Origin of the sequence: Pseudomonas botevensis (assembly GCF_019145475.1) — a bacterium.
Taxonomy (GTDB): Bacteria; Pseudomonadota; Gammaproteobacteria; order Pseudomonadales; family Pseudomonadaceae; genus Aquipseudomonas; species Aquipseudomonas botevensis.
Genome location: NZ_JAHTKI010000001.1, coordinates 79,398 through 106,270, shown reverse-complemented (window position 1 = coordinate 106,270; position 26,873 = coordinate 79,398). Strand labels below are relative to the sequence as shown.

Genomic DNA, 26,873 nt, shown 5'->3' with positions numbered 1-26,873 from the left:
TCAACCCAGCAGCGAAATGTCGGCAACGCCGAGGAACAGACCACGCAGACGCGCCAGCAGCGCGTAACGGTTGGCCCGCACGTTGGCGTCATCGGCATTGACCATCACCGCATCGAAGAACGCATCCACCGGCTCACGCAGAGCCGCCAGGCGTGCCAGCGATTCGTTGTACTGACGCGCCGCCGCCATCGGCTGCACAGCCTGATCGGCCTGCTGGATCGCCGAGTACAGCGAGAACTCGTTGGCGTTGTCGAAGTACTTGGCCTGGACTTCGGTCGGCACCGAACCTTCGATCTTGCTCAGCAGGTTCGACACACGCTTGTTCACCGCCGCCAGCGCTGCCGCTTCCGGCAGTTGACGGAAGGCCTGCACCGCTTGCACGCGCTGGTCGAAGTCCAGTGCCGAGCCCGGCTTCAGGGCACGTACCGACAGGTAAGTGGCAACATCCACACCTTCGTCTTCATAACGCGCACGCAGACGGTCGAAGATGAACTCCAGCACGGTGTCGTTCAGGCCGGCAGCCTTGACCTTGGCACCGAACGCATTCACGGCGAAGGCCACGGCGTCGTTCAGATCCAGGTCCAGTTGCTTCTCGATCAGGATGCGCAGCACGCCCAGCGCGGCACGGCGCAGGGCATACGGGTCCTTGCTGCCGGTGGGCAGCATGCCGATGCCGAAGATGCCGACCAGCGTGTCGAGCTTGTCGGCGATGGCTACGGCCGCACCGGTCAGGGTGGCTGGCAGTTCAGCGCCGGCACCGCGCGGCATGTACTGCTCGTTCAGGGCCAGGGCGACGTCTTGCGGCTCGCCGTCATTGAGGGCGTAGTAGTAACCGGCGACACCTTGCATCTCCGGGAACTCGCCGACCATTTCGGTCGCCAAGTCGCACTTCGACAACAGGCCGGCACGGGCCGCCCACGAAGCGTTGCCACCGATGCGCGCAGCGATGTAAGCCGCGAGTTTGGAAACGCGCTCGGCCTTGTCGTAGACGCTGCCGAGTTTTTCCTGGAACACCACGTTCTGCAGGCGCAGGTTGAAGTCTTCGAGCTTCTGCTTCTTGTCCTGCTTGAAGAAGAACTCGGCGTCGGTCAGACGTGGGCGAACCACTTTCTCGTTACCGGCGATGATCTGCTGCGGATCCTTGCTTTCGATGTTGGCCACGGTGATGAAACGCGGCAGCAGCTTGCCGTCGGCATCCAGCAGACAGAAATACTTCTGGTTGTCCTGCATGGTGGTGATCAGCGCTTCCTGCGGCACGTCGAGGAAGCGTTCCTCGAACGAGCACACCAGCGGCACTGGCCATTCGACCAGGGCCGTCACTTCATCCAGCAGCGCCGGCGGCACGATCGCGGTGCCTTCCTGACGGGTTGCCAGTTCTTCGGTGCGCTTGCTGATGATTTCGCGACGCTCGTTGGCGTCGGCCAGCACGTAGGCGGCACGCAGGTCGGCCAGGTAGCTGGACGGCGAACCGATGCGCACGCTTTCCGGGTGGTGGAAGCGGTGGCCACGGGAGTCACGGCCGGCCTTCTGGGCGAGGATGGTGCAGTCGATGACCTGGTCACCGAGCAGCATGACCAGCCACTGGGTCGGACGCACGAACTCTTCCTTGCGTGCACCCCAACGCATGCGTTTCGGGATCGGCAGGTCGTTCAGCGAATCTTCGACGATGGTCGGCAGCAGGCTGGCGGTCGGCTTGCCGGCGATGTTCTGGCTGTAGCGCAGTTTCGGACCGCTCTGGTCGATTTCGCTCAGCTCGACGCCGCATTTCTTGGCGAAGCCCAGGGCGGCCTGGGTCGGATTGCCTTCGGCATCGAACGCCGCCTGACGTGGCGGGCCGTCGAGGTTGATGCTGCGGTCCGGCTGCTGGGTGGCCAGCGCGGTGATCAGCACGGCCAGACGACGCGGCGCGGCGTAGACGGTTTTGCTCTCGTAGTTCAGGCCGGCGGCCTGCAGACCCTTGTCGATACCGGCCAGGAACGCTTCGGCCAGGGTATTCAGGGCTTTGGGTGGCAGTTCTTCGGTGCCCAGTTCAACCAGAAAATCTTGAGCACTCATTGTGCAGCCTCCAGCTTGGCCAGTACTTCGTCACGCAGATCCGGGGTCGCCATCGGGAAGCCCAGCTTGGCGCGGGCCAGCAGGTAGGCTTGGGCGACGGAGCGCGCCAGGGTGCGTACACGCAGAATGTATTGCTGACGCGCGGTCACCGAGATCGCCCGGCGCGCATCCAGCAGGTTGAAGGTGTGCGAAGCCTTCAACACCATTTCGTAGCTCGGCAACGGCAGCGGCTCATCGAGTTCGATCAGGCGCTTGGCTTCGCTTTCATAGAAATCGAACAGTTCGAACAGCTTGTCGACGTTGGCGTGTTCGAAGTTGTAAGTGGACTGCTCCACTTCGTTCTGGTGGAACACGTCGCCGTAGGTCACCTTGCCGAACGGACCGTCGGCCCAGACCAGGTCGTAGACCGAATCCACACCTTGCAGGTACATCGCCAGACGCTCGAGACCGTAGGTGATCTCGCCGGTCACCGGGTAGCACTCGATGCCGCCGGCCTGCTGGAAGTAAGTGAACTGGGTCACTTCCATGCCGTTGAGCCAGACTTCCCAGCCCAGACCCCAGGCGCCGAGGGTCGGCGATTCCCAGTTGTCTTCGACGAAACGGATGTCGTGTACCAGCGGGTCGAGGCCCACATGCTTGAGGGAGCCCAGGTAGAGTTCCTGGAAGTTGTCCGGGTTCGGCTTCAGGACTACCTGGAACTGGTAGTAGTGCTGCAGACGGTTCGGGTTTTCGCCGTAACGGCCGTCAGTCGGACGGCGGCTTGGCTGCACATAAGCGGCGTTCCAGGTTTCCGGGCCGATGGCGCGCAGGAAGGTCGCGGTGTGGAAAGTGCCGGCGCCTACTTCCATATCGTAGGGCTGAAGTACCACACAACCTTGCTCGGCCCAGTACTGCTGGAGCGCGAGGATCAAGTCTTGGAAGGTACGCACGGCTGGCGTAGGCTGGCTCACGAAATTCACCTGTTTCTTGGGCTGCGATTTAAAGAGCGGGAGTATACCCGATTCAGTCGCACCTCCACCCCCTGGAGCCTTATGCCACGCTGCTTTTGGTGTACCGAAGATCCGCTGTACATGGCTTATCACGATCAGGAGTGGGGCACGCCGCTACGCGATGCGCAGGGTTTGTTCGAGTTGCTTTTGCTCGAAGGGTTCCAGGCCGGGCTTTCCTGGATCACCGTGCTGCGCAAGCGCGAGCGTTATCGCGAGGTTCTGTTCGGCTTTGACGTACAGCGCGTGGCGCAGATGAGCGACGCGGAAATCGAGGAATTGATGCTCGATCCGGGGATCATCCGCAATCGTCTCAAACTCAAGGCCGCCCGGCGCAATGCCCAGGCCTGGCTGGCGCTGGAGGATCCGGTGGCGTTTCTCTGGTCGTTTGTGGATAACCGGCCGGTGATCAACCATTTCAAGGATCGCAGCGAAGTCCCTGCCATCACCCCGCAAGCGGTGGCAATGAGCAAAGGCCTGAAAAAGGCCGGTTTCACCTTTGTCGGCCCGACCATTTGCTACGCGCTGATGCAGGCCTCGGGCATGGTCATGGATCACACCCGCGATTGCGACCGCTACGCGCAGCTGGTCAACGCCGGTTAGAATGGCCGCCTCGCGCACAGCACAAGATCAGGAGTGACCTGTGGAAAAGTTTAAAGGCGCCTTGCTGGTAGGCGCTCTGCGGCTGTTTGCCCTGCTGCCATGGCGGGCGGTGCAGGCCGTGGGTTCGGCGATCGGCTGGATCATGTGGAAAACCCCCAACCGCTCCCGCGACGTGGTGCGGATCAATCTGGCGAAATGTTTTCCACAGATGAATCCGGCCGAGCGTGAGCGTCTGGTCGGGCAGAGCCTGAAAGACATCGGCAAGTCCCTGACCGAAAGCGCCTGCGCCTGGATCTGGCCGGCCCAGCGTTCGATCGATCTGGTGCGCGAAGTCGAAGGCCTCGACATTCTCAAGGACGCGCTGGCCTCGGGCAAAGGTGTGGTCGGCATCACCAGCCACCTGGGCAACTGGGAAGTGCTCAACCACTTCTATTGCAGCCAGTGCAAACCGATCATTTTCTACCGCCCGCCGAAGCTCAAGGCGGTGGACGAATTGCTGCGCAAACAGCGCGTGCAACTGGGCAACAAAGTCGCCGCGTCGACCAAGGAAGGCATCCTCAGCGTCATCAAGGAAGTGCGCAAGGGTGGTGCGGTGGGCATTCCCGCCGACCCGGAACCGGCCGAATCCGCCGGGATCTTCGTGCCGTTCTTCGCCACCCAGGCCCTGACCAGCAAATTCGTGCCGAACATGCTCGCCGGCGGCAAAGCCGTTGGCGTGTTCCTGCATGCCCTGCGCCTGCCGGACGGCTCCGGTTACAAGGTGATCCTCGAAGCGGCGCCGGAAGCCATGTACAGCACCGACACCGAGACGTCCTGCGCGGCGATGAGCCAGGTGGTCGAGCGCTATGTGGCGGCCTATCCAAGCCAGTACATGTGGAGCATGAAGCGCTTCAAGAAGCGTCCGCCGGGAGAGGCGCGCTGGTATTGAGTGGGTGATGTGATTGGCATGATCTGTGGATAACCTCACTATCGAGGTTATCCACAACCGTTCATTCAAGGGCGCAGCAGATGTCCGAACAACGCAAATCGTTTCGTATCAAGATCACCCACGACAGCTTCGGCGAATGCCTGGGGCAGACGCGCAATCTGTCCACCACCGGGGTCTACGTCCAGCACCCGCGCCTGGCCTCGCTGCCCAAGGGGGCGGTGGTCTACGGTCAGGTCCAGGACTTGCCCACAGGCGCGCCGCGAGTGCGGATGGAGGTGGTGATGGTCGACGCCGACGGCATCGGCCTGCGGTATCTATAACAGGCGGATCACTGCGCCTGACGATCCAGCTTCTTCAGAAACACGGTCATTTCCTTCTCGGCCTGCTTGTCGCCATGGGCGCGGGCGGCTTCCAGGCCCTGCTCCCAGGCCTGTCGCGCGGCGGCCTTCGCGCCCAGCGCCAGCTGTGCCTTGCCCAACAGTTTCCACGCCGCCGAATACTTCGGATCGAAGTCCACGCAACGCAGGAAGTGCTCGACAGCCTTGGCATTTTCCCCAAGATCCAGATAACCCTTGCCCAGGCCGAAGCGCAGCAAGGCGTTATCCACACCCTTGGCGAGCATTTTTTCCAGGGATTCGAGCATTTTTGTACCTTCTTCGGGTTTGATCAGGGTGGGGATCAGAAGAAGCTCAGGCCCACATGGAACAGCTTCTCCACATCGCGAATATGCTTTTTATCCACAAGGAACAGAATCACATGGTCGCCCGCCTCGATCACCGTGTCGTCGTGGGCGATGATCACTTCTTCGTCGCGGATGATCGCACCGATGGTGGTTCCGGGCGGCAGGGCGATGTTTTCGATGGCCTTGCCGATCACCTTGCTTGATTTCGAATCACCGTGGGCCACCGCTTCGATGGCCTCCGCCGCGCCCCGGCGCAACGAATGCACGCTGACGATATCGCCCCGGCGCACGTGGGCCAGCAAGGTGCCGATGGTCGCCAGCTGCGGGCTGACAGCAATGTCGATATCGCCGCCCTGAACCAGATCGACGTAGGCCGGGTTGTTGATGATCGTCATGACTTTCTTCGCGCCCAGGCGCTTGGCCAGCAGCGACGACATGATGTTGGCCTCGTCGTCGTTGGTCAGGGCGAGGAAGATGTCGGCGTCGGCGATGTTTTCTTCCAGCAGCAGGTCGCGATCCGATGCGCTGCCCTGCAACACCACGGTGCTGTCGAGGGTGTCGGAGAGATAACGGCAACGCGCCGGGTTCATCTCGATGATCTTCACCTGGTAGCGGCTTTCGATGGCTTCGGCCAGACGCTCACCGATCTGCCCGCCACCAGCAATGACGATGCGTTTGTAGGTTTCGTCGAGACGGCGCATTTCACTCATCACCGCGCGAATGTTCGCACGGGCGGCGATGAAGAAGACTTCGTCGTCGGCCTCGATCACCGTGTTGCCCTGCGGCAGGATCGGCCGGTCACGGCGGAAAATCGCTGCGACCCGGGTTTCCACATTCGGCATGTGCTCGCGCAGCTGACGCAGTTGCTGCCCCACCAGCGGCCCGCCGTAGTACGCGCGCACCGCCACCAGTTGCGCCTGGCCTTCGGCGAAGTCGATCACCTGCAAGGCGCCGGGGTGCTGGATCAGGCGCTTGATGTAGTTGGTGACCACTTGCTCCGGGCTGATCAGCACATCCACCGGAATTGCTTCGTTGTGGAACAGCTGCTCTTCGCGGGTCAGGTACGACGCTTCGCGCACCCGGGCGATTTTGGTCGGGGTATGGAACAGCGTGTGGGCGACCTGGCAGGCGACCATGTTGGTTTCGTCGCTGTTGGTCACCGCCACCAGCATGTCGGCGTCGTCCGCGCCGGCCTGGCGCAGCACCGTCGGCAGCGAGCCACGGCCCTGCACGGTACGGATATCGAGACGGTCACCCAGGTCACGCAGACGGTCGCCATCGGTGTCGACCACCGTGATGTCGTTGGCTTCACTGGCCAGGTGTTCGGCCAATGAACCACCGACCTGCCCCGCACCGAGGATGATGATTTTCATCCGTTCACTCCGTTGAATTCCGTTTAGCCGCGCGCGGCAGCGATCTTGATCAGCTTGGCGTAGTAGAACCCGTCATGCCCGCCCTGCCGGGCCAGCAATTGGCGACCATGGGGCTGCTTGATCCCGGCGGCGGTGGCCAGGTCCAGTTCGCGGGCGCCGGGCGTACGCTCGAGGAACGCGGCGATGACTTCGGTGTTCTCGGTCGGCAGCGTCGAGCAGGTGGCGTAGAGCAGGATGCCGCCCACTTCGAGGGTTTTCCACATGGCGTCGAGCAGTTCGCCTTGCAGTTGCGCGAGGGCGACGATGTCGTCGGCCTGGCGGGTCAGCTTGATGTCCGGATGGCGCCGGATCACTCCGGTGGCCGAGCACGGCGCGTCGAGCAGGATGCGCTGGAACGGCTTGCCGTCCCACCAGGTGGCTGTGTCGCGACCGTCGGCAGCGATCAGTTCGGCATCCAGGCCCAGCCGTTCGAGGTTTTCTTTGACCCGCACCAGACGCTTGGCTTCAAGATCCACCGCCACCACGCCGGCCAGCGCCGGTTCGGCTTCGAGGATGTGGCAGGTCTTGCCGCCGGGGGCGCAGCAGGCGTCGAGCACGCGCTGGCCCGGGGCGAGATCGAGCAGGTCGGCGGCCAGTTGCGCGGCCTCGTCCTGCACGCTGATCCAGCCCTCGGCGAAGCCCGGCAGGCTGCGCACGTCGGTCGCCGCCTCAAGGACGATACCGTCGCGGCTGAACGTGCAGGGCTGCGCGGCGATGCCGGCGTCATTCAGCAGCGCGAGGTAGGCATCGCGACTGTGATGGCGGCGGTTGACTCGCAGGATCATCGGCGGATGCGCGTTGTTGGCCGCGCAGATCGCTTCCCATTGTTCGGGCCAGAAGGCTTTCAGGGATTTTTGCAGCCAGCGCGGGTGGGCGGTGCGCACCACCGGATCGCGCTCCAGCTCGGCGAAGATCGTTTCACTTTCACGCTGGGCATTGCGCAGCACCGCGTTCAGCAGACCTTTGGCCCAGGGCTTTTTCAGCTTGTCGGCGCAACCGACGGTCTCGCCGATGGCGGCGTGGGCCGGCACCCGGGTGTAGAGCAATTGATAGAGACCGACCAACAGCAGCGCCTCGACATCGGCGTCGGCAGCCTTGAACGGCTTCTGCAACAGCTTTTCCGCCAGCGCCGACAACCGTGGCTGCCAGCGGGCGGTGCCGAACGCCAGATCCTGGGTGAAGCCGCGATCGCGGTCCTCGACCTTTTCCAGTTGTGTCGGCAGGGAGCTGTTGAGCGAGGCTTTTCCGCTCAGGACAGCGGCAAGTGCCTTGGCGGCGGCCAGACGCGGGTTCATTGGCTGTCCGCCGTTTCGCCGAGCAGCGTGCCGATGGCGAATTTCTCACGGCGGCTGTTGAACAGGTCGCTGAAGTTCAACGCTTTGCCGCCGGGCAATTGCAGACGGGTCAGGCACAGCGCCTGCTCGCCGCAGGCGACAATCAGGCCGTCCTTGCTGGCGCCGAGGATTTGCCCCGGTGTGCCCTGGCCTTCGGCGAGTGTCGCCGCCAGCACCTTCAGGGCTTCGCCGTTGAGCGTGCTATGGGTGATCGGCCACGGATTGAAGGCTCGAACCAGACGCTCCAGCTCGATGGCCGGGCGGTTCCAGTCGATGCGCGCTTCGTCCTTGTTCAGTTTGTGTGCGTAGGTGGCGAGGTCGTCGTTCTGCACTTCGCCGTCCAGCGTCCCGGCGGCCAGACCGGCAATCGCCTGGACCACCGCCGGTGGACCCATTTCGGCGAGGCGGTCGTGGAGGCTGCCGCCCGTGTCTTCGGTGCTGATCGGGGTGACGACTTTGAGCAGCATCGGGCCGGTGTCCAGGCCGGCTTCCATGCGCATCACGGTCACGCCGCTTTCCGCGTCGCCCGCTTCCACGGCGCGCTGGATCGGCGCCGCACCGCGCCAGCGCGGCAGCAACGAGGCGTGGCTGTTGATGCAACCCAGGCGCGGGATGTCCAGCACCACTTGCGGCAGGATCAGGCCGTAGGCGACCACCACCATCAAATCCGGCTTGAGTGCGGCCAGTTCGGCCTGAGCATCGGCGTTGCGCAGGGTCGGCGGCTGCAACACCGGGATATTGTTCTCCAGCGCCAGTTGCTTGACCGGGCTCGGCATCAGTTTCTGCCCGCGACCGGCCGGACGATCCGGTTGGGTGTAGACCGCGACGATCTCGTAAGGGCTGCTCAGCAGGGCCTTGAGGTGTTCGGCGGCGAATTCCGGGGTGCCGGCAAAGACAATGCGCAGTGGCTCGGTCATGGAGGGCTCTCTATTGCAAAGCTTCTTGAAAAGAAAAAGGCTTGCCGCAGCAAGCCTTTGAAGGAGGGCATCAAGCGTTCTGGCGGTGGATCTTTTCCAGCTTCTTCTTGATGCGGTCGCGTTTGAGCGTAGACAGGTAGTCGACGAACAGTTTGCCGTTGAGGTGGTCGCATTCGTGCTGGATGCACACGGCGAGCAGGCCTTCGGCGATCAGTTCGTAAGGCTGGCCATCGCGGTCCAGCGCCTTGATCTTGACCTTTTGCGGGCGGTCGACGTTTTCGTAGAAACCCGGCACCGACAGGCAGCCTTCCTGGTACTGGTCCATCTCCTCGGTCAGCGATTCGAACTCGGGGTTGATGAACACCCGGGGTTCGCTGCGGTCTTCGGAAAGGTCCATCACGACGATACGTTTGTGCACGTTGACCTGGGTCGCGGCGAGGCCGATGCCCGGCGCTTCATACATTGTTTCAAACATGTCATCGACCAATTGACGCACTTCGTCGTCCACTACGGCCACTGGCTTGGCGATAGTGCGCAGACGCGGGTCCGGAAATTCGAGGATGTTCAAAATGGCCATAAGCTTGATTGCTGCACGTGTGAAGTAAAGTCGGGCGATGGCCTGGCAGGTCCGAAGATGCAGGCTACCGTTGTGAAACGAAGCTCTTCTGCTTTCAGAGTAGCCAGGGAGCGAGCCACGGGGGCTCTGGCGTTTCACGCGAACGCACATGATAAAGGGATTCACCGCATGAGGAAATCACTACTCGCCCTGCTGTTCCTGGCCTCGGCCGGCGCCGCGCACGGGCAAGTGCAACTCAAGGAAGGTTTTCCACAGCAGTACACGGTGGTTTCGGGGGACACCCTCTGGGACATTTCCGGCAAATACCTGCGCGAACCCTGGCAGTGGCCACAGCTGTGGCGGGCCAATCCGCAGATCGAAAACCCCAACCTGATCTACCCCGGCGACACCCTGACGCTGAGTTACGTCAACGGTCAGCCGCAGTTGACCGTCAATCGCGGCGCATCACGGGGCACCATCAAACTGTCGCCACGGATTCGCACCAGCCCGGTGGCCGAGGCGATTCCGAGCATTCCGCTCAAATCGATCAACAGTTTTCTGCTGAGCAACCGCATCGTCGACAAGGTCGAGGACTTCGACAAGGCGCCGTACATCGTCGCCGGGGATGCCGAACGGGTGCTCAGCGGCACCGGCGACCGGATTTTCGCCCGAGGTCATTTCGATCCGAACCAGCCGGTCTACGGCATCTTCCGCCAGGGCAAGGTCTACACCGATCCGCAGAGCAAGGAGTTTCTGGGGATCAACGCCGATGACATCGGGGGCGGCGAGATCGTTGCCACCGAAGGTGACGTCGCCACCCTCGCCCTGCAACGCACCACTCAGGAAGTGCGCCTTGGCGATCGGTTGTTCAGTGGCGAGGAGCGTTCGATCAACTCGACCTTCATGCCCAGCGCACCGGGCAGCGACATCAACGGCCTGATCATCGATGTGCCGCGCGGCGTCACCCAGATCGGCGCGATGGATGTGGTCACCCTGAACAAGGGCAAGCGCGACGGCCTGGCCGAAGGCAACGTGCTGGTGGTGATGAAAACCGGGGAAACCGTGCGTGACCGGATCACCGGCCAGCCGTTGAAAATTCCCGATGAGCGCGCCGGGTTGCTGATGGTGTTCCGCACCTACGACAAACTCAGTTACGGGCTCGTCCTCAACGCATCGCGCTCGTTGGCGGTGCTGGACAAGGTGCGAAATCCTTAGCTGGCTTCACAAGTTACCAACAGAGTTATCCACAGCTTGTTCCGAAAGGTTCGGGGCTTATAACGATCAAGGATGATCCATGATGATGTCTGTCTGTACGCCGGTTTCCCCGGCGGAACTGGAGGCGCGTCTGCGCCTGCACCGCTTGCCCGAAATCGGTCCCAGGCGCTTTGCCAAACTCCTCGAAGCCTTCGGTTCGGCGTCCAAGGCCATCAGCGCTCCGGCCAGTGCCTGGCGTGCGCTGGGTCTGCCGGCGGCGTGCGCCGATGCCCGACGCTGCCCCGAGGTGCGCGATGGCGCCAGCCACGCATTACGCTGGCTAGAGCGGTCGGATCAACATTTGCTGATGTGGGATCAGGCGGATTACCCGGCGTTGCTGGCGCAGATTCCCGACCCACCGCCGCTGCTGTTCGTGGCCGGCGATCCGCACATTCTCGAAAAACCTCAACTGGCGATGGTCGGCAGTCGTCGCGCCTCACGCCCCGGCATGGACACCGCCGCCGCGTTTTCCCGCAGCCTGGCCGGGGCCGGTTTTGTCATCACCAGTGGCCTGGCACTGGGCATTGACGCCGCCGCGCATCAAGCCGCGGTGGATGTCGGCGGGCAGACCGTGGGCGTGCTCGGCACCGGTCTGGAAAATTTTTATCCACAGCGCAATCGGCGGCTGGCGGACGCGATGATTGCCTCCGGCAGTGCGGTGCTTTCGGAGTTCCCGCTGGACGCCGGGCCGACGGCGAGCAACTTCCCCCGGCGCAACCGGATCATCAGCGGCTTGGCCCTCGGCGTGCTGGTGGTCGAGGCGAGTGTCGCCAGCGGCTCGCTGATAACCGCACGGCTGGCGGCGGAACAGGGGCGCGAGGTCTATGCGATTCCCGGTTCGATCCATCACCCCGGCGCGCGCGGCTGCCATCAGTTGATCCGTGACGGCGCGGTGCTGGTGGAAACCATCGAACACATCCTCGAAGCCTTGCGTGGCTGGCAGCATCTGCCGTTATCCACAGACGCCCCCATGGTCGATCACCCGTTGCTGCAGCTGTTGCACGCGGCGCCGCACACCAGCGAGGCCTTGGTCGACAGCAGCGGCTGGAGCTTGCCCAACGTGCTCGCATCGCTGACTGAACTGGAAATGGACGGCCGCGCGGTGTGCGAAAACGGCCGCTGGTTGGCCAGGACGCGCTAGGTTTTACAAGGAAGATCGGTAAACTGCGCGAAACCTGTCTGCGGAGATTTTTTTCATGGTCAACAGTTGGCGTGTGCAACAAGCCGCACGAGAGATTCGCGCCGGGGCGGTGATTGCCTATCCAACCGAAGCCGTCTGGGGCCTGGGGTGCGATCCGTGGAACGAGGAAGCGGTGGATCGCCTGCTGGCGATCAAGAACCGTTCGGTGGACAAGGGGCTGATCCTGGTCGCCGACAACATTCGCCAGTTCGATTTCCTGTTCGAAGATTTCCCGCAGGACTGGATCGACCGCATGGCCAGCACCTGGCCGGGGCCGAACACCTGGCTGGTGCCGCATCAGAATCTGCTGCCGGAATGGGTCACCGGTGTGCATGACACCGTGGCGCTGCGGGTGTCGGACCATCCGCAGGTGCGGGATCTGTGCTCGCTGGTCGGGCCGCTGATCTCGACGTCGGCCAATCCCCAGGGGCGCCCGGCGGCGAAGTCGCGGTTGCGGGTCGAGCAGTATTTCCGTGGGCAGGTCGATCTGGTGCTGGGCGGAATGCTCGGCGGACGCAAGAACCCGAGCCTGATTCGCGATCTGGCGACGGGCAATGTGGTGCGTCCGGCTTAAGACTACGTTGCCTGATTCGCGAGCAAGCCCGCTCCCGCAAGGATCTTCTGAGAGGCCTTATGGGAGCGGGCTTGTTCGTGAAGGGGCTGGTCAAGGCAACAGAATGGTCGAACCCGTCGTGCGCCGTGCCGACAACTCGGTCTGAGCCTTCGCCGCTTCAGCCAGTGAATAGCGATGGCTGATGTCGACCTTGAGCTTGCCGCTGCTGATCATCCCGAACAGCTCATCGGCCATGCGTTGCAGGTTCTCGGCGTTGTTGGCGTAGGTCGCCAGGGTTGGCCGGGTCACGTACAGCGAACCTTTCGCCGCCAGAATCCCCAGGTTGACCCCGTCCACCGCACCCGACGCATTGCCGAAACTCACCAACAGCCCACGCGGAGCTACGCTGTCCAGGGACGTCAGCCAGGTGTCCTTGCCGACGCCGTCGTAGACCACCGGGACTTTCTTCCCGTCAGTCAATTCCAGCACCCGTTGCGCGACGTTTTCGTGGCTGTAGTCGATGGTTTCCCAGGCGCCGTTGGCCTTGGCGAGATCGGCTTTTTCTTTCGAGCTGACGGTGCCGATCAGCTTCACGCCCAGGGCCTTGGCCCATTGGCAGGCCAGAGAGCCGACGCCGCCGGCCGCTGCGTGGAACAGAATGGTTTCGCCGCCCTTGAGTTCATAGGTCTGGCGCAGCAGGTACTGTACGGTCAGGCCCTTGAGCATCACACCGGCGGCGGTTTCGAAACTGATGCCTTCAGGTAGAAGCACCAGATTGGCCTCGGGCAACACATGCACATCGCTGTAGGCGCCCAGCGGGCCGCTGCCGTATGCCACGCGATCACCGACCTTGAACCGCGTGACCTCGCTGCCCACCGCTTCGACGATGCCCGCACCTTCAGCACCCAGGCCCGATGGCAGGGCCGGCGGCGCGTAGAGCCCGCTGCGGTAATAAGTGTCGATGAAGTTCAGGCCGATGGCCTTGTTGCTCACGCGAACCTGCTGCGGGCCGGGCTCGGCGGGCTGGTAATCAACGTACTCGAGCACTTCGGGGCCGCCGTGGGCGCGGAACTGGATACGCTTTGCCATCTGCCTACTCCTTGGGTCAATCGAACGAAGTTGAAATGCGAAGCCCCCTATCGAACTCCCATGCTTGATCTTCGTCAACTGCGGCGCGCCGGCCCACGATGGTATGCTACGCGCCCATTTGCGCCGCCCCCCGCTCCCGGGGCGCCGCGCAGTTATGCCCTGATTCAAGGTGAAGCCATGACGACCCGCACCGACGCCGTAAAGGCCTATCTGCTCGACCTGCAAGACCGCATCTGCGCCGCGCTGGAAACCGAAGACGGCGGCGCGCGTTTCGTTGAAGACGCCTGGACCCGCCCGGCCGGCGGTGGCGGTCGGACCCGGGTGATCGATAACGGCGCGGTGATCGAAAAGGGCGGCGTCAACTTTTCCCACGTCTATGGCAGCGGTCTGCCACCGTCCGCCAGCGCCCACCGTCCGGAACTGGCCGGACGCGGCTTCGAAGCCCTCGGCGTGTCGCTGGTGATTCATCCGCACAATCCGCATGTGCCGACTTCCCACGCCAACGTGCGCTTTTTCATCGCCGAGAAGGAAGGTGAAGAGGCGGTCTGGTGGTTCGGCGGCGGCTTCGACCTGACGCCGTACTATGGCAACGAAGAGGACTGCATCCACTGGCACCGTGTCGCCGAGCAGGCCTGCGCGCCGTTCGGGCCGGACGTCTATCCGCGCTACAAGGCCTGGTGCGACACCTATTTCCACATCAAGCATCGCAACGAACCGCGCGGTATCGGTGGCCTGTTCTTCGATGACCTGAACGAGTGGGACTTCGACACCAGTTTCGCCTTCATGCGCGCCATTGGCGATGCCTACGTTGACGCTTACCTGCCGATCATGCAGCGTCGCAAGAACGATCCGTTCACCGCCCAACAGCGTGAATTCCAGGAGTTCCGCCGCGGCCGTTACGTCGAGTTCAATCTGGTTTACGACCGTGGCACGCTGTTCGGCCTGCAATCGGGCGGGCGCACCGAATCGATTCTGATGTCGCTGCCGCCGCAAGTGCGCTGGGCCTACGACTGGAAGGCTACGCCTGGCAGCGAAGAAGCGCGGCTGACCGAGTATTTCCTGCAGGATCGCGACTGGCTGGCCCAGGCCTGAACGAGGAGTTGTGATGGATCGTTACGTCGTTTTCGGTAACCCGATCGGCCACAGCAAGTCGCCGATGATTCACAAGCTGTTCGCCGAGCAGACCGGGCAGCGCCTCGAGTACAGCACGCTGCTGGCGCCGCTCGACGACTTTTCCGGCAGCGCCGAGGCGTTTTTCCGCGAGGGGCGCGGCGCCAACGTGACAGTGCCGTTCAAGGAAGACGCCTATCGTCTGGCCAACAGCCTCACGGCGCGGGCGCAGCGGGCCGGCGCGGTGAACACCTTGAGCAAACTCGCCGACGGCACGCTGCGGGGAGATAACACCGATGGCGCCGGACTGGTGCGCGACCTGACGGTCAACGCCGGGTTCAGCCTGACCGGCAAACGCATCCTGCTGCTGGGCGCCGGTGGCGCGGTGCGTGGGGCGCTGGAGCCGCTGCTGGCGGAGCAACCGGCGTCGGTGATCATCGCCAATCGCACCGTCGACAAGGCTGAATTGCTGGCTGAGCTGTTCTGCGACCTGGGGCCGGTGTCGGCCAGTGGTTACGACTGGCTGCAAGAACCGGTGGACGTGATCATCAACGCCACCTCCGCCAGCCTGACTGGCGACGTACCGCCGATTGCGCCGAGCCTGATCGAGCCGGGCAAGACCCTGTGCTACGACATGATGTACGGCAAGGAGCCGACCGCGTTCTGTCGCTGGGCCTCCGAGCATGGCGCCGGGGTGGTGATGGACGGCCTGGGGATGCTGGCCGAGCAGGCGGCGGAGGCGTTTTTCCTGTGGCGCGGGGTGCGCCCGGATACCGCGCCGGTGTTGGCCGAATTACGCCGCCAACTGGCCCTCTAAAAGCTTCGTGGACAAGCCCGCTCCCACAGGTGCAGTGATGCTCTGGTGGGAGGCGGGCTTGCCCGCGAATGGCCGCGACACTGTTTTCGGATCACTCCTCAAACCGGATCGGACATTTTTCCGGCCCTTCCAGCTTCCTCAGCTCCTCGACCACCTGCGGTCGCGCCTGGCGCAAGGTCAGGCTGCGATCCTGGCGTAGCAGGCGCCGCGCTTCCTGGTGAAGCATTTCCACCCCGGAATAGTCGATGAAGTTGATCTGCTGCGCCTCGATCACCACCCGCGCGCCGTGCATGCGTTGCAGGCGTACTTGCAGGTAGTGGCTGGCGCCGAAAAAGATCGAGCCGCCGACGCGCAGCACATCGTCGTCGCCATCGCGCCAATGCTGCACCCGAGGTTGCGAGGTGCGCTTGAGGTAGAAAAACAGCGACGCCAGCACCCCGGCGTAGATCGCCGTCTGCAATTCCAGCAGCAGGGTGGCGACGCAGGTCAGGCTCATCACCACGAACTCCGCGCGGCTGACCCGCAGTAAGGCGCGAATGCCGCGATGGTCGACCAGCCCCCAGGCGATCAGCAGAATGCTGCCGGCCATGGCCGGGATCGGAATGTGGGCGATCAGCCCGGCGCCGAAAATCGCGAACAGCGCCACCCACAACGCCGAAAACACCCCGGCCAACGGCGAACAGGCGCCGGCCTCGTAGCTCAGCCCGGAACGGGTGAACGAGCCGGCGGACAGGGAGCCGGAGAAAAACGCTCCGACAATGTTCGACAAGCCCTGGGCGCGGACTTCCTGATTAGCGTCGAGCAATTGCTGCGAACGTGCGGCGATCGAGCGGGCAATCGACAGGCTGGTGACCAGCCCGAGCATGCCCACCGCCACAGCGCTGGGCAGCAGCCGCAGGATTAGATCCAGATCCAGCGGCAACCCGCTGAACGGCGGCAGCCGCCCGACGAAGGCGCTGACCAGATGCACGTGGCCGAACATCGCCGGCCACAGCCACACCACCAGACTGCCGAGCACCAGCGTCATCAACAGCGTTGGCCAGCGCGGCAGCAACTGTTTGAGCAGTACGCCCACCACCACCGTCGCGGCGCCGAGGGCCAGGGAGGGTTTATCCACAGCCCCCAGATGACGGAGCAGATCCATCGCACTGCCCAGCGCCGTGGCTTTCGAGGGGAGATCCAGCCCCAGCAGGTTTGGTAACTGGCCGATGGCAATCACCACCGCCGCGCCGAGGGTGAACCCCAGCACCACCGAATGCGAGACGAAATTCACCAGCGCGCCGAAGCGCAACATGCCGAGCAGCCACTGGAAAATCCCGGCGAGAAAGGTCAGCAGCAGGATCAGGGTGATGTAGTCCTGTGACGCGGGCATGGCCAGTGGACTGACGCTGGCGAACAGCACAATCGAAATCGCCGCCGTCGGCCCGCAGATCAGATGCCACGACGAGCCCCACAGGCAGGCGATCAGTACAGGAATGATCGCCGCGTAGAGGCCGTACTCGGGGGGGAGACCGGCGATCAGGGCGTAGGCAATCGACTGGGGGAGCGCAAGAATCGCACCGCTGAGACCAACCACCAGATCGCGCCCGACGCTGGCGCGGGTCTGCCGGGGCAGCCAGTTCAGGAACGGGAAAAGTGAGCGGCGGCTGGGGAGGGCCATGGATCCTCGCGGTATGGGGTTTGTGAAAGAGTATCAGGGTGTCAGTGGGAAAAGCCCTCTCCCAAAGGGAGAGGCGACTGACCAGGGTGTCCGGTCGAACTCAATTTTGATGATTCCCCGTTCGGCTCCCTTTCCCCTCGCCCCCTTGGGGGAGAGGGTTGGGGTGAGGGGGCCAATCTAAAGTCGAACCCAGACAGTGATCTCCCCCGCGATCAAAGCCTGGCCTTCACCGCCGCCAACGCATCCTTGCCATCCACGGTCTTCACCCCGTCCAGCCATTTATCCAGCACCGCCGGATTCGCCTTGATCCACGCCTTCACCGCCTCGGCATTGCTGACCTTCTTGTTCACCACCTCGGCCATGATGCTGTTCTCCATGTCCTGGGTGAACGACAGGTTGGTCAGCAACTTGCCGACGTTCGGACACGCCTGGGCGTAACCCTTGCGCGTCAGGGTGTAGACGCTGCCGGTGTCGCCGAAATACTTCTCGCCGCCCTTCAGGTAACGCATTTTCAGCTGCACGTTCATCGGGTGCGGTGTCCAGCCGAGGAAGGTGACGAACTTCTGCTTCTTCACCGCCCGCGAGACTTCGGCAAGCATCGCCTGTTCGCTGGACTCGATCAGCTTCCACTGCCCCATGTCGAAGTCGTTCTTCTTGATGATTTCCTGCAACGAGATGTTTGCCGGCGCGCCGGAGCCGATGCCGTAGATCTTCTTGTCGAACTTGTCGGCAAACTTGTTCAGGTCGGCAAAGTCATGCACGCCCGCGTCCCACACGTAGTCCGGCACGGCCAGGGTGAACTCGGTGCCGTCGAGGTTCTTTGCCAGTTGGGTGACGTCGCCGGTGGCCACGAATTTGTCGTAGAAGCCCTGCTGCGCCGGCATCCAGTTGCCGAGGAAGACATCGACCTGACCATCCTTCAAGCCGCCAAAGGTGATCGGCACCGCGAGGGTGTCGACCTTGGCCTTGTAGCCCATGCCGTCCAGCAGAAACCCGGTGATGGCGTTGGTTGCGGCGATGTCGCTCCAGCCCGGATCGGCCATTTTCACCGTCTCGCACGAATCGGCGAAGGCCGAGACGCTGCCCAGCGCCAGCAGGCTGGCCGTCAGTACTGTGGATAACTTACGCATGGACTTCCCCTTAACATTATTGGTTTTGGCAGGGTTGTGGATAACGTGCTTTGCGCTCCAGGTCATCGAGGTCGATGTGGTTGCGCATGTACTGCTGACTGGCGTCCACCAGCGGCTGGTGATCCCAGCTCTTCAGCTTGCCGATGGTCAGCGCCTCGGCGACGAACCGCCGACGCCGCTGGCTTTCCAGGACATCGCGGTGAATGGCCGGAATGTCCCATTTGGCCCGTGCTTCGGCGAGAAAATCGTCGAACAGCTGACGATGTTGCGGCGATTGGCTGAGTTCTTCGAGCTCGCGCGGGTCGTTGTCTACGTCGAAGAGTAGGCAAGGGTCGCTTTCGCTGTAGATAAATTTGTAGGCACCGCGCCGAATCATCATCAACGGGCTGATGGTGCCTTCGGCCATGTACTCGCCGAACACTTCATCGTGCCCGCCCTGCCCTTGCAGGTGCGGCATCAGCGAACGGCCATCGAGTGGCAGGTTGGCTTCGAGCGTGCCGCCGGCCAGCTCGACGAAGGTCGGCAGCAGATCGGCGGTGGACACGGCAGCGCTGACCCGACGTGCGCCGAACTGGCCCGGCGCGCTGACCAGCAGCGGGACCCGCGCGGCCATTTCGTACCAGTGCATTTTGTACCAGAGCCCGCGCTCGCCGAGCATGTCGCCATGGTCGCCGGAGAAGACGATGATGGTGTCCTCGATCAGCCCGGTGTCTTCAAGGGTTTGCAGGAGTTTGCCGACGTTGGCGTCGATATAGCTGCAAGCACCGAAATAGGCCCGGCGCGCGTCGCGAATCTTGTCCACAGGCAGCGGCTTGTCCCACAGGTCGTAGACCTTGAGCAGACGCTGGGAGTGCGGGTCGAGGGAATGCTGATCCGGGGTTGTCGGTAGCGGGATATCGGCGTCGTCGTACAAATCCCAGAAAGCCTTGGGAATCGTGTACGGATCGTGTGGGTGGGTCATCGACACGGTCAGGCAGAACGGCTGGTCGCCGTCCTCGCGAATGTGGTCGAACAGGTATTGCTGGGCCTTGAACACCACCTCTTCGTCGAAGTCGAGCTGATTGGTGCGCACGCACGGCCCGGCCTGCAACACCGAGGACATGTTGTGATACCAGCTCGGGCGTACGTCCGGTTCGTCCCAGTTCACCGCCCAGCCATAGTCGGCGGGGTAGATGTCGCTGGTCAGGCGTTCTTCGTAGCCGTGCAGTTGATCCGGGCCGCAGAAGTGCATCTTGCCCGACAGCGCGGTGCGGTAGCCCAGACGCCGCAGGTAGTGGGCGTAGGTCGGAATGTCGGCGGGGAAGTCGGCGGCGTTGTCGTAAGCGCCGATCTTGCTCGGCAACTGTCCGCTGACCAGGGTGAAACGCGACGGCGCACACAGCGGGCTGTTGCAATAGGCGGCGTCGAATACCACGCCTTGGGCGGCGAGGCGGCTGAGATTCGGCAGTTTGATTGGCGAAGGGCCGTAGAACGGCAACATTGGCGCGGCCATCTGATCGGCCATGATGAAAAGAATATTCTTGCGCTTCATGTGATCGCGGCATTCCATAGTGAATATTTATGCGACATTGCTGCGATCGAGCATGGATTCCACGCCCTATCCGGTAAAGCCCGCGCCGGACAATGACTAGGATAAGCACAGCTTATGTATGAAGCTCTTGGTGATTTGTCGCTGGATCTGCTGCGTGCCTTCGAGGCGGCGGCCCGGCATCGCAGCTTCACCGCTGCGGCGGTGGAGCTTGGCACCACGCAGCCGGCGATCAGCCAGCAGATCAAACGCCTGGAGGAACAGCTCGGTGCGAGGCTGTTCGACCGGATTTACCGGGGCATCGAACTGACCGAGGTCGGCTCGCTGCTGTTTGAACAAGTTACCCTCGGTTTGCAGAATATCGACGCAGGATTGAGTGCAATCAGCGCACAACAGCAGCATGAAGTGTTGCAGGTCGCCACCGACTTTGCCTTCGCGGCCTACTGGCTGATGCCACGGTTACCGCGCTTTCACGCGGCCAATCCGCAGGTCGATGTGAGCCTGGTCACCAGCGAGCGCAATCACAATATGCTGCGCACCGACATCGACGTGGCGATTCTGTTTGGCGACGGGCGCTTCAAACAGGGCGAAAGTCATTGGCTGTTCAGCGAGGAAGTGTTCCCGGTATGCAGCCCGCTACTGCTCAAGGAGCGCACCCTGCCCTTGCCGGCCCAGGCGTTGCTGGAGTTTCCGCTGTTGCACTTGCGCGGGGAAAACAGCAGCAACTGGTTCGACTGGAGCGGCGTGTTCCGCGAGTTGGGCATCACCACGCCGCCCGCGCCGGGGCAACTGCGTTTTGACAACTACACCTTGCTGATTCAAGCGGCGATTGGTGGCCAGGGGGTAGCCATCGGCTGGCGGCATCTTGTGGATAACTTGCTGACCCAGGGTTTGCTGTGCCGACCCATTGCCGAAACCACTCTGTCGCGCCTCGGGTATTACGTGGTGCTGCCGCAGCGCAAGCGCCGGGGAGCGTTGATCCAGCGGTTCGTCGACTGGCTGATGGCGGAGCAGGCCAGCAGCGCGGAATCCCTCGCGGGGCTGCCGTTGCCGTCGATTGCGGTGTGAGGCGTTTTCAAGGTCCGCCAGCCGCGACAAAGTTCACATGCTCACCCACATGCAGATTCAGCCGCAGCTCATCAGCGATCCCCACCGCCACGCGGTTGAGCCGCTCCAGCGGTTCCGTCAGCCCTGGCTCCAGCGTCCCGCCGACCTGACTGAAATGCTCGATGGTCAGGCCCGCCACCCCGCGCGGCGCATTCACCAGGGTCCATTGTAGCGGGCTGGTTTGCAGGGCTTCGCGGACTTCCTCGGCGGCGTGGCGTTGCAGACGATCATCCAGGTCCGGCTCGTCGAGTACGGCGAAATCCCCGACCACAAACAATCGCGACACCCCTGCCGCTTGCAGGCCATCGATCAGCGCATCGACCGCCAGCACCTGCTCGACCGGGCCGAGCACCACGGTTTTTTCCACATGGTCGCTGCTGAACGGCAAGCCCGGCGCATCGAGCAGGCAGATCACCGCCGAGCTGCCGGCCACACTCTGGTTGACCCGCTCGGCATCGAACAGATCGCCGCTCTTGGTACGCAGGCCCGGACGCGGCGCGAGCGCCGTCAAATCGTCGAGAATCGCGATGACTTCGTGCTGGCGCCGCAGCAGCTCAGCCATCAACGCACTGCCCAGGCTGCTCATGGCACCATAGAGCACCACCTTCACCACCGGGGTTTCGGCATTTTTCATGGCTGATTTCCCTTTTGTTATCCCTTGTATGGCGTGTGACACGCGGGCAACGGCGAGGGTTCGAACCGATTCAGCGAGGCTGCGATGCAGACGATCAAGGGCTATCACGCCCACGTTTATTACGATGCGAGCACCATCGATCAGGCGCGGGCGCTGTGCGAGCAAGCCGCGCAGTTGTTTCCATTGCGGATGGGCCGGGTTCACGAGCGCCCGGTCGGCCCGCACCCGGACTGGAGTTGCCAACTGGCCTTCGGCCCGGAGTTGCTTGGCGATGTGCTGCCGTGGCTGGCACTCAATCGCGCGGGGCTGGTGGTGTTTCTGCATCCCGACACCGGCGATGACCTGCTCGACCACACCGAACATGCCATCTGGATGGGCGCAATCCGGCCACTGGATCTGTCAATTTTCTGAGCAGGCTGTGGCAAACCTACAGGGTTTCTTCCGGTTCGCCCGGCAAATGCTCGTCCAGGTGCAGCCACGGTAGCTGGCTGTCAGTCCAGATATGCCGCTCGGCCGGCGCCTGTTCCGGGTGATCGAGGGTGGCGATGGTCAGATCGATGCTCTCGGGGCTGAGCAGCGTCACCAGCGCCAGTTGCGCGCCGCAGTTCGAGCAGAAGAACCGCGCGCAACTGCTCGATGAGTCATAGCGCGACGGCGTGCCGGCCAGCCATTGGAAATTCGCCGCCGGCACGGTGATCCAGGTCGTGACGATCCCGCCGCTGACCCGCCGACAGATCGAGCAATGGCAATGGGCGATGTCTTGCAACGCCCCGCTGAACTGATAGCGGATGTGTCCGCAATGGCAGCCGCCGCTGTGTATCTGGCTCATGTTCCGTCCCTCCCCGCCCGTGTTCATTGACTCTAGTCGCATCCGACGACCGGTTTGCCATTCGTTCGAAGCTTTCACCAACGAAAGCTGGCTGAAAGCTTGCCCGATTAGGATCGCCCCCACTGCCGGCAACAGACCGGTTGGCCAACGTGTGTGATTCATCGCTCATCCGGCCCAATTAACAACAACAATGGTGATTCTGATGTCCTCTGCAACCCGCCTCTTCGCTGTCACTCCGCCCGTACGTCTCGTGCTTCCCGTTCTGCGCTGATCCCGTCCGATCCGCTCATTCCCTAGCCGCGCTACGCCTGGAGTATTCCCATGCTGACTTTCCTTGGCTTCGCCATGGTCATCACGTTCATGTTCCTGATCATGACCAAGCGCCTGTCCGCGCTGATCGCCCTGATCATCATCCCGATCCTGTTTGCCCTGTTCGGCGGTTTTGCGCCGAAGATCGGCCCGATGATGCTCGAAGGCATCACCAAGCTGGCGCCGACCGGCGTGATGCTGATGTTCGCGATTCTCTATTTCGCCCTGATGATCGACTCCGGCCTGTTCGACCCGGCCGTGCGCAAGATCCTCAAACTGGTCAAGGGCGACCCGTTGAAAGTTTCGGTCGGCACCGCCGTACTGGCGCTCGTCGTTTCCCTCGATGGTGACGGCGCGACCACTTACATGATCTGCGTGGCCGCCATGCTGCCGCTGTACAGCCGCATCGGCATGAGCCCGCGCATCATGGCCGGTCTGATCATCCTCGCCGGTGGCGTGATGAACATGACCCCATGGGGTGGCCCGACCGCCCGTGCCGCCAGTGCGCTGCATGTCGATCCGTCGGACATCTTCGTGCCGATGATCCCGGCCATGGCTGCTGGTGTGGTGGCGATCCTGATCATCGCCTACTTCTATGGCAAGCGTGAGCGTGCGCGTCTGGGTGAGCTGCATCTGATCGGCGACGAGATCGATCACAGCGAAATCAGCGTGTCGCAGTTCCCCGATGCCCGCCGTCCGAAGCTGATCTGGTTCAACGGCCTGCTGACCCTGGCGCTGATGTGCACCCTGATCGCCGGCCTGCTGCCGCTGCCGGTGCTGTTCATGGTGGCGTTCAGTATTGCCATGATCGTCAACTATCCTTGCCTGCAACAGCAGAAGGATCGGGTGGCAGCGCATGCCGGCAGCGTGCTGTCGGTGGTCAGTCTGATTTTCGCGGCGGGTATCTTCACCGGTATCCTGTCGGGCACCGGCATGGTCGATGCCATGTCGAAAAGCCTGCTGGCAGTGATTCCGGATTTCCTCGGCCCGTACCTGGCGGTGATCACGGCGCTGGTGAGCATGCCGTTCACCTTCTTCATGTCGAACGACGCGTTTTACTACGGCGTGTTGCCAGTGCTCTCCGAAGCGGCCAGCCATTACGGCATCACGGCGGTGGAAATGGCGCGTGCCTCGATCGTCGGTCAGCCCGTCCACCTGCTGAGTCCACTGGTGCCGTCGACTTACCTGCTGGTTGCACTGGCGGGGATCGAGTTCGGCGACCACCAGCGTTTCACCCTGAAGTGGGCAGTGCTGGTCTGCCTGTGCATACTGGTTGCAGCTTTGCTGTTGGGGACTTTCCCGCTGTTCAGCACGCTGTAACTGTAACGACATCAAACGACCGCGCCGCCAGCTGATTGCTGGCGTCGTGGTTTGACAAACGCTCAAAGGAATACACATGGAATGGCTGACCAACCCTGAGATCTGGGTTGCCTTCTTCACGCTGACCGCCCTGGAAATCGTCCTGGGTATCGATAACATCATCATGATTTCGATCCTGGTCAGCCGCATGCCCAAACACATGCAGGCGCGCACCCGGATCTTCGGTCTTGGCCTGGCCATGATCACGCGGATTCTGTTGCTGCTGTCGATCACCTGGGTCATGCGCCTGACCGCCGACCTGTTCGAAGTGTTCGGCCAAGGCATTTCCGGACGTGACCTGATCCTGTTCTTCGGTGGCCTGTTCCTGTTGTGGAAAAGCTCCCAGGAGATGTACCACGCGCTGGAAGGCGAAGACGAAAGCGACGACGCGCCTTCGGGCAAGGGCGGCAATTTCCTCTACACCATCATTCAGATCGCAATCATCGACATCGTGTTCTCGCTGGACTCGGTGATCACCGCTGTCGGCATGGTTTCCCACGTTCCGGTGATGGTTGCAGCGATTGTCGTGGCGGTGCTGGTGATGATGCTGGCGTCCGGCAAGATCAGCGAATTCATCGACAAGCACCCGTCGCTGAAAATGCTCGCCCTGTCGTTCCTGCTGGTGGTCGGTACTGTGCTGATCGCTGAGTCGTTCGATGTGCATGTGCCGAAGGGTTACGTTTACTTCGCCATGGGCTTCTCGCTGGCTGTCGAGGCGATCAACATCAAGATGCGCGGGGCGATTGCTCGCAAGAGGAAGGAGAAGCAGGATCCGGTGAAGCTGCGCAAGGATATTCCGGGGCAGTAACGCTCAAGATCCTGAGCAATACCCTGTAGGAGCGAGCGTGCTCGCGAAGACGGCGTGACAGTCGACAATAATGTTGGCGGGTTACACCGCTTTCGCGAGCAGGCTCGCTCCTACAGTTGTTTATGGCGGGGCCTTTCTCGGGCTTTGTGACACATTTGTTTCAATCCCCACTTTAGCTGTGCAATGCTGGCGCCCAGACCGTTAGCCGACTACAGCTTAAGAAACAGAACGTAGAAATAGCGCGGTATCGTCAATTTGCCTCTCTGGGGCGCTGCTTACACAGGGGGTCTGCATGTTAACCCTGCTCAATTTGCTGTCTGCCGTCGCCCTGCTGATCTGGGGTACGCACATTGTCCGGACCGGCATCCTGCGGGTGTACGGCACCAATCTGCGGCATGTGATCGGTCAGAACATGTCCAGACGCTGGCTGGCCTTCATTGCCGGTATTCTGGTCACCGCGATGGTGCAGAGCAGCAACGCCACGGCCATGCTGGTGACGTCTTTCGTCGGTCAGGGCCTGATGGCGTTGACCCCGGCGCTGGCGACGATGCTCGGTGCCGATGTCGGTACGGCGCTGATGGCGCGGGTGCTGACGTTCGATCTGTCGTGGCTGTCGCCGCTGCTGATTTTCGTCGGGGTGATTTTCTTTCTGTCGCGCAAACAGACGCGGCTCGGGCAGATGGGGCGGGTCGCCATCGGCTTGGGGCTGATCATTCTGGCGCTGCAATTGATCGTCGAGGCCGCCGGGCCGATCACTCATGCCAAGGGCGTGAAGGTGATTTTTGCTTCGCTGACCGGCGACATCCTGCTCGACGCCCTCGTCGGTGCGCTGTTCGCGATGATTTCCTACTCCAGCCTGGCCGCCGTGCTGCTCACCGCGACCCTGGCCGGGGCCAATGTGATCAGCCTGCCGGTGGCGATCGGTCTGGTGATCGGCGCCAACATCGGCAGCGGCGTGCTGGCGTTCATGAGCACCAGCATGCAGAACGCCGCCGGGCGACAGGTGGCACTGGGCAGCCTGTTGTACAAGCTGATCGGGCTGTTGCTGATGATCCCGGTGCTCGATCCGTTCGTACACTGGCTCGACAGTCTGGATTTCAGTCCGCAGGAAATGGTCATCGGCTTCCACCTGCTCTACAACACCACCCGCTGCCTGATTCTGTTGCCGAGTGTCGGGCCGATGGCGCGGTTATGCGCATGGCTGCTGCCGGAACGTCCGGAGGTCAACGGCACCGCCAAACCGCGCCATCTCGATCCGACCGCGCTGGCCACGCCGAGTCTGGCGCTGGCCAACGCGGCCCGGGAAACCCTGCGCATGGGCGATCTGATCGACAACATGCTCGACGCCACCCGCGATGTGCTGCACGGCAAGCAGACGGCGGTGACCCAGGAAATGCGCCGCCTGACCGATGATGTCGAGGCGTTGTACAGCGCGATCAAGCTGTACCTGGCGCAGATGCCCCGGGAGGATCTCGGCGATCAGGACAGTCGTCGCTGGGCGGAGATCATCGAACTGGCGATCAACCTCAAACTCGCCAGCGATCTGATCGAACGCATGCTGCGCAAAATCCAGCAGCAGAAAACCTCGCAACGCCGTTCGTTTTCCGAGGACGGGTTGGAGGAGCTGGCCGGGTTGCAGGGGCAGTTGATCGCCAACCTGCGGCTGGGGCTGTCGGTGTTTCTCAGTGGCGACAAGGAAAGCGCCCGTCAGTTGCTGCGCGAGAAGCGCCGCTTTCGCGCCCAGGAACGGCGTTTGGCCCACGCCCATGTCAGCCGTCTGCAACGCAAGATCGTGCAAAGTATTGAAACCAGTTCGCTGCACCTGGAGCTGATTGCCGACATGAAACGCCTGAATTCACTGTTCTGCGGCAGCGCCTATGTGGTACTGGAAACCTCCGATACCGGAGCGCTGGCGGCGGACGATTTGACGGATATCACGCATTCGCCTTGAACGTCTGGCACTGCGGTCAGTCAGTAACACAGAGTTCATCCTCGGGGCCGTTTTCGCGGGCAAGCCCGCTCCCACAGGTTTA

General features: G+C 62.5%; 26 protein-coding genes. 13 read left to right on the top strand and 13 right to left on the bottom strand.

All coding sequences use genetic code 11. The features are described 5' to 3' along the window. Together glyS and glyQ are read right to left on the bottom strand one after the other, a co-directional pair. Positions 1 to 2,055, bottom strand: coding sequence for a glycine--tRNA ligase subunit beta (glyS, locus tag KVQ74_RS00535; protein WP_217829048.1), 2,055 nt, complete (start codon positions 2,053 to 2,055; stop codon positions 1 to 3). Next, positions 2,052 to 3,005 carry a glycine--tRNA ligase subunit alpha gene (gene glyQ, locus KVQ74_RS00530; RefSeq protein ID WP_217829047.1) on the bottom strand — a complete coding sequence of 318 codons (954 nt, stop codon included), beginning with the start codon at positions 3,003 to 3,005 and terminating at the stop codon, positions 2,052 to 2,054. The genes glyS and glyQ overlap by 4 nt, the downstream gene beginning before the upstream one ends. Before the next feature lie 81 nt (positions 3,006 to 3,086). On the opposite strand from glyQ, the gene tag reads away from it, so the two are divergent. From tag to KVQ74_RS00515, 3 genes are all read left to right on the top strand, one after another. Further along, on the top strand, positions 3,087 to 3,644 hold the full coding sequence (gene tag / locus KVQ74_RS00525) for a DNA-3-methyladenine glycosylase I (protein ID WP_217829046.1): 558 nt from the start codon (positions 3,087 to 3,089) through the stop codon (positions 3,642 to 3,644). Between the two features lie 40 nt (positions 3,645 to 3,684). Next, positions 3,685 to 4,572: a lysophospholipid acyltransferase gene (locus KVQ74_RS00520; protein ID WP_217829045.1), complete on the top strand. Its 888-nt coding sequence runs from the start codon at positions 3,685 to 3,687 to the stop codon at positions 4,570 to 4,572. An 80-nt stretch (positions 4,573 to 4,652) separates the two neighbouring features. After that, entirely contained in the window at positions 4,653 to 4,892 is a 240-nt protein-coding gene (locus KVQ74_RS00515) for a PilZ domain-containing protein (RefSeq protein ID WP_217829044.1), read from the top strand. Between the two features lie 8 nt (positions 4,893 to 4,900). On the opposite strand, the gene KVQ74_RS00510 is transcribed toward KVQ74_RS00515, so the two are convergent. The 5 genes from KVQ74_RS00510 to def all read right to left on the bottom strand — a co-directional run bounded on the left by KVQ74_RS00510 (position 4,901) and on the right by def (position 9,494). Continuing rightward, entirely contained in the window at positions 4,901 to 5,215 is a 315-nt protein-coding gene (locus tag KVQ74_RS00510; protein WP_217829043.1) for a tetratricopeptide repeat protein, read from the bottom strand. 35 nt (positions 5,216 to 5,250) lie between these two features. Further along, positions 5,251 to 6,627, bottom strand: a complete 1,377-nt coding sequence (trkA, locus tag KVQ74_RS00505; protein WP_217829042.1) for a Trk system potassium transporter TrkA — start codon at positions 6,625 to 6,627, stop codon at positions 5,251 to 5,253. Between the two features lie 23 nt (positions 6,628 to 6,650). Continuing rightward, the gene (gene rsmB / locus KVQ74_RS00500) at positions 6,651 to 7,961 is read right to left on the bottom strand and encodes a 16S rRNA (cytosine(967)-C(5))-methyltransferase RsmB (RefSeq protein ID WP_217829041.1); all 1,311 of its coding nucleotides are present in this window, start codon (positions 7,959 to 7,961) and stop codon (positions 6,651 to 6,653) included. Beyond that, the gene (fmt, locus tag KVQ74_RS00495; protein WP_217829040.1) at positions 7,958 to 8,917 is read right to left on the bottom strand and encodes a methionyl-tRNA formyltransferase; all 960 of its coding nucleotides are present in this window, start codon (positions 8,915 to 8,917) and stop codon (positions 7,958 to 7,960) included. The genes rsmB and fmt overlap by 4 nt, the downstream gene beginning before the upstream one ends. 70 nt (positions 8,918 to 8,987) lie before the next feature. After that, positions 8,988 to 9,494: a peptide deformylase gene (gene def, locus KVQ74_RS00490; protein WP_217829039.1), complete on the bottom strand. Its 507-nt coding sequence runs from the start codon at positions 9,492 to 9,494 to the stop codon at positions 8,988 to 8,990. A gap of 168 nt (positions 9,495 to 9,662) precedes the next feature. On the opposite strand from def, the gene KVQ74_RS00485 reads away from it, so the two are divergent. The 3 genes from KVQ74_RS00485 (at position 9,663) to KVQ74_RS00475 (ending at position 12,481) form a co-directional block, all read left to right on the top strand. Then, positions 9,663 to 10,688 carry a LysM peptidoglycan-binding domain-containing protein gene (locus KVQ74_RS00485; protein WP_217829038.1) on the top strand — a complete coding sequence of 342 codons (1,026 nt, stop codon included), beginning with the start codon at positions 9,663 to 9,665 and terminating at the stop codon, positions 10,686 to 10,688. 79 nt (positions 10,689 to 10,767) lie between these two features. Next, entirely contained in the window at positions 10,768 to 11,868 is a 1,101-nt protein-coding gene (gene dprA / locus KVQ74_RS00480; protein ID WP_217829037.1) for a DNA-processing protein DprA, read from the top strand. Positions 11,869 to 11,923: 55 nt separating this feature from the next. Next, positions 11,924 to 12,481: an L-threonylcarbamoyladenylate synthase gene (locus tag KVQ74_RS00475; protein ID WP_217829036.1), complete on the top strand. Its 558-nt coding sequence runs from the start codon at positions 11,924 to 11,926 to the stop codon at positions 12,479 to 12,481. Between the two features lie 90 nt (positions 12,482 to 12,571). On the opposite strand, the gene KVQ74_RS00470 is transcribed toward KVQ74_RS00475, so the two are convergent. Further along, entirely contained in the window at positions 12,572 to 13,549 is a 978-nt protein-coding gene (locus KVQ74_RS00470) for a quinone oxidoreductase family protein (RefSeq protein ID WP_217829034.1), read from the bottom strand. A gap of 177 nt (positions 13,550 to 13,726) precedes the next feature. Between KVQ74_RS00470 and hemF the strand changes: the two genes are divergently transcribed. Together hemF and aroE are read left to right on the top strand one after the other, a co-directional pair. Continuing rightward, entirely contained in the window at positions 13,727 to 14,641 is a 915-nt protein-coding gene (hemF, locus tag KVQ74_RS00465) for an oxygen-dependent coproporphyrinogen oxidase (RefSeq protein ID WP_217829033.1), read from the top strand. A 13-nt stretch (positions 14,642 to 14,654) separates the two neighbouring features. Further along, positions 14,655 to 15,476, top strand: a complete 822-nt coding sequence (gene aroE, locus KVQ74_RS00460; RefSeq protein ID WP_217829032.1) for a shikimate dehydrogenase — start codon at positions 14,655 to 14,657, stop codon at positions 15,474 to 15,476. A 91-nt stretch (positions 15,477 to 15,567) separates the two neighbouring features. Here the strand turns inward: aroE and KVQ74_RS00455 are convergent, their stop codons facing one another. From KVQ74_RS00455 to betC, 3 genes are all read right to left on the bottom strand, one after another. Continuing rightward, complete coding sequence (locus tag KVQ74_RS00455; protein WP_217829031.1) at positions 15,568 to 17,136, bottom strand: SulP family inorganic anion transporter; 1,569 nt, start codon at positions 17,134 to 17,136, stop codon at positions 15,568 to 15,570. A 212-nt stretch (positions 17,137 to 17,348) separates the two neighbouring features. Beyond that, positions 17,349 to 18,266 carry a choline ABC transporter substrate-binding protein gene (choX, locus tag KVQ74_RS00450; RefSeq protein WP_217829030.1) on the bottom strand — a complete coding sequence of 306 codons (918 nt, stop codon included), beginning with the start codon at positions 18,264 to 18,266 and terminating at the stop codon, positions 17,349 to 17,351. Positions 18,267 to 18,282: 16 nt separating this feature from the next. Then, positions 18,283 to 19,797: a choline-sulfatase gene (gene betC, locus KVQ74_RS00445; protein ID WP_217829029.1), complete on the bottom strand. Its 1,515-nt coding sequence runs from the start codon at positions 19,795 to 19,797 to the stop codon at positions 18,283 to 18,285. A gap of 114 nt (positions 19,798 to 19,911) precedes the next feature. Between betC and KVQ74_RS00440 the strand changes: the two genes are divergently transcribed. Beyond that, positions 19,912 to 20,862, top strand: coding sequence for a choline sulfate utilization transcriptional regulator (locus KVQ74_RS00440; RefSeq protein WP_217829028.1), 951 nt, complete (start codon positions 19,912 to 19,914; stop codon positions 20,860 to 20,862). 7 nt (positions 20,863 to 20,869) lie between these two features. Here KVQ74_RS00440 and KVQ74_RS00435 read toward each other — a convergent pair whose 3' ends face one another. After that, positions 20,870 to 21,535: an NAD(P)-dependent oxidoreductase gene (locus tag KVQ74_RS00435; RefSeq protein ID WP_217829027.1), complete on the bottom strand. Its 666-nt coding sequence runs from the start codon at positions 21,533 to 21,535 to the stop codon at positions 20,870 to 20,872. 84 nt (positions 21,536 to 21,619) lie between these two features. On the opposite strand from KVQ74_RS00435, the gene KVQ74_RS00430 reads away from it, so the two are divergent. Beyond that, positions 21,620 to 21,946 carry a DOPA 4,5-dioxygenase family protein gene (locus tag KVQ74_RS00430; protein WP_217829025.1) on the top strand — a complete coding sequence of 109 codons (327 nt, stop codon included), beginning with the start codon at positions 21,620 to 21,622 and terminating at the stop codon, positions 21,944 to 21,946. Positions 21,947 to 21,962: 16 nt separating this feature from the next. Here the strand turns inward: KVQ74_RS00430 and KVQ74_RS00425 are convergent, their stop codons facing one another. Then, a complete protein-coding gene (locus KVQ74_RS00425) occupies positions 21,963 to 22,364 on the bottom strand; it encodes a GFA family protein (RefSeq protein WP_217829024.1) in 402 nt (133 codons plus the stop codon). Between the two features lie 321 nt (positions 22,365 to 22,685). On the opposite strand from KVQ74_RS00425, the gene KVQ74_RS00420 reads away from it, so the two are divergent. From KVQ74_RS00420 to KVQ74_RS00410, 3 genes are all read left to right on the top strand, one after another. After that, positions 22,686 to 23,993, top strand: a complete 1,308-nt coding sequence (locus tag KVQ74_RS00420; protein WP_096822403.1) for a CitMHS family transporter — start codon at positions 22,686 to 22,688, stop codon at positions 23,991 to 23,993. Between the two features lie 76 nt (positions 23,994 to 24,069). After that, positions 24,070 to 24,840, top strand: coding sequence for a TerC family protein (locus tag KVQ74_RS00415; RefSeq protein WP_217829023.1), 771 nt, complete (start codon positions 24,070 to 24,072; stop codon positions 24,838 to 24,840). 292 nt (positions 24,841 to 25,132) lie between these two features. Further along, complete coding sequence (locus tag KVQ74_RS00410; RefSeq protein WP_217829022.1) at positions 25,133 to 26,791, top strand: Na/Pi cotransporter family protein; 1,659 nt, start codon at positions 25,133 to 25,135, stop codon at positions 26,789 to 26,791. The last annotated feature ends 82 nt before the right edge of the window (positions 26,792 to 26,873 follow it).

What these genes read in the sequence shown, in the direction of transcription:
- KVQ74_RS00415 (WP_217829023.1), top strand. Translation starts at nt 24,070, where the DNA reads ATGGAATGGCTGACCAACCCTGAGATCTGGGTTGCCTTCTTCACGCTG.
- KVQ74_RS00515 (WP_217829044.1), top strand. Translation starts at nt 4,653, where the DNA reads ATGTCCGAACAACGCAAATCGTTTCGTATCAAGATCACCCACGACAGC.
- aroE (WP_217829032.1), top strand. Translation starts at nt 14,655, where the DNA reads ATGGATCGTTACGTCGTTTTCGGTAACCCGATCGGCCACAGCAAGTCG.
- KVQ74_RS00420 (WP_096822403.1), top strand. Translation starts at nt 22,686, where the DNA reads ATGCTGACTTTCCTTGGCTTCGCCATGGTCATCACGTTCATGTTCCTG.
- KVQ74_RS00435 (WP_217829027.1), bottom strand. Translation starts at nt 21,535, where the DNA reads ATGAAAAATGCCGAAACCCCGGTGGTGAAGGTGGTGCTCTATGGTGCC.
- KVQ74_RS00510 (WP_217829043.1), bottom strand. Translation starts at nt 5,215, where the DNA reads ATGCTCGAATCCCTGGAAAAAATGCTCGCCAAGGGTGTGGATAACGCC.
- fmt (WP_217829040.1), bottom strand. Translation starts at nt 8,917, where the DNA reads ATGACCGAGCCACTGCGCATTGTCTTTGCCGGCACCCCGGAATTCGCC.
- def (WP_217829039.1), bottom strand. Translation starts at nt 9,494, where the DNA reads ATGGCCATTTTGAACATCCTCGAATTTCCGGACCCGCGTCTGCGCACT.
- KVQ74_RS00470 (WP_217829034.1), bottom strand. Translation starts at nt 13,549, where the DNA reads ATGGCAAAGCGTATCCAGTTCCGCGCCCACGGCGGCCCCGAAGTGCTC.
- KVQ74_RS00485 (WP_217829038.1), top strand. Translation starts at nt 9,663, where the DNA reads ATGAGGAAATCACTACTCGCCCTGCTGTTCCTGGCCTCGGCCGGCGCC.
- betC (WP_217829029.1), bottom strand. Translation starts at nt 19,797, where the DNA reads ATGAAGCGCAAGAATATTCTTTTCATCATGGCCGATCAGATGGCCGCG.
- choX (WP_217829030.1), bottom strand. Translation starts at nt 18,266, where the DNA reads ATGCGTAAGTTATCCACAGTACTGACGGCCAGCCTGCTGGCGCTGGGC.
- KVQ74_RS00455 (WP_217829031.1), bottom strand. Translation starts at nt 17,136, where the DNA reads ATGGCCCTCCCCAGCCGCCGCTCACTTTTCCCGTTCCTGAACTGGCTG.
- glyS (WP_217829048.1), bottom strand. Translation starts at nt 2,055, where the DNA reads ATGAGTGCTCAAGATTTTCTGGTTGAACTGGGCACCGAAGAACTGCCA.
- dprA (WP_217829037.1), top strand. Translation starts at nt 10,768, where the DNA reads ATGATGATGTCTGTCTGTACGCCGGTTTCCCCGGCGGAACTGGAGGCG.
- trkA (WP_217829042.1), bottom strand. Translation starts at nt 6,627, where the DNA reads ATGAAAATCATCATCCTCGGTGCGGGGCAGGTCGGTGGTTCATTGGCC.
- KVQ74_RS00440 (WP_217829028.1), top strand. Translation starts at nt 19,912, where the DNA reads ATGTATGAAGCTCTTGGTGATTTGTCGCTGGATCTGCTGCGTGCCTTC.
- KVQ74_RS00430 (WP_217829025.1), top strand. Translation starts at nt 21,620, where the DNA reads ATGCAGACGATCAAGGGCTATCACGCCCACGTTTATTACGATGCGAGC.
- KVQ74_RS00425 (WP_217829024.1), bottom strand. Translation starts at nt 22,364, where the DNA reads ATGAGCCAGATACACAGCGGCGGCTGCCATTGCGGACACATCCGCTAT.
- tag (WP_217829046.1), top strand. Translation starts at nt 3,087, where the DNA reads ATGCCACGCTGCTTTTGGTGTACCGAAGATCCGCTGTACATGGCTTAT.
- KVQ74_RS00475 (WP_217829036.1), top strand. Translation starts at nt 11,924, where the DNA reads ATGGTCAACAGTTGGCGTGTGCAACAAGCCGCACGAGAGATTCGCGCC.
- KVQ74_RS00410 (WP_217829022.1), top strand. Translation starts at nt 25,133, where the DNA reads ATGTTAACCCTGCTCAATTTGCTGTCTGCCGTCGCCCTGCTGATCTGG.
- hemF (WP_217829033.1), top strand. Translation starts at nt 13,727, where the DNA reads ATGACGACCCGCACCGACGCCGTAAAGGCCTATCTGCTCGACCTGCAA.
- rsmB (WP_217829041.1), bottom strand. Translation starts at nt 7,961, where the DNA reads ATGAACCCGCGTCTGGCCGCCGCCAAGGCACTTGCCGCTGTCCTGAGC.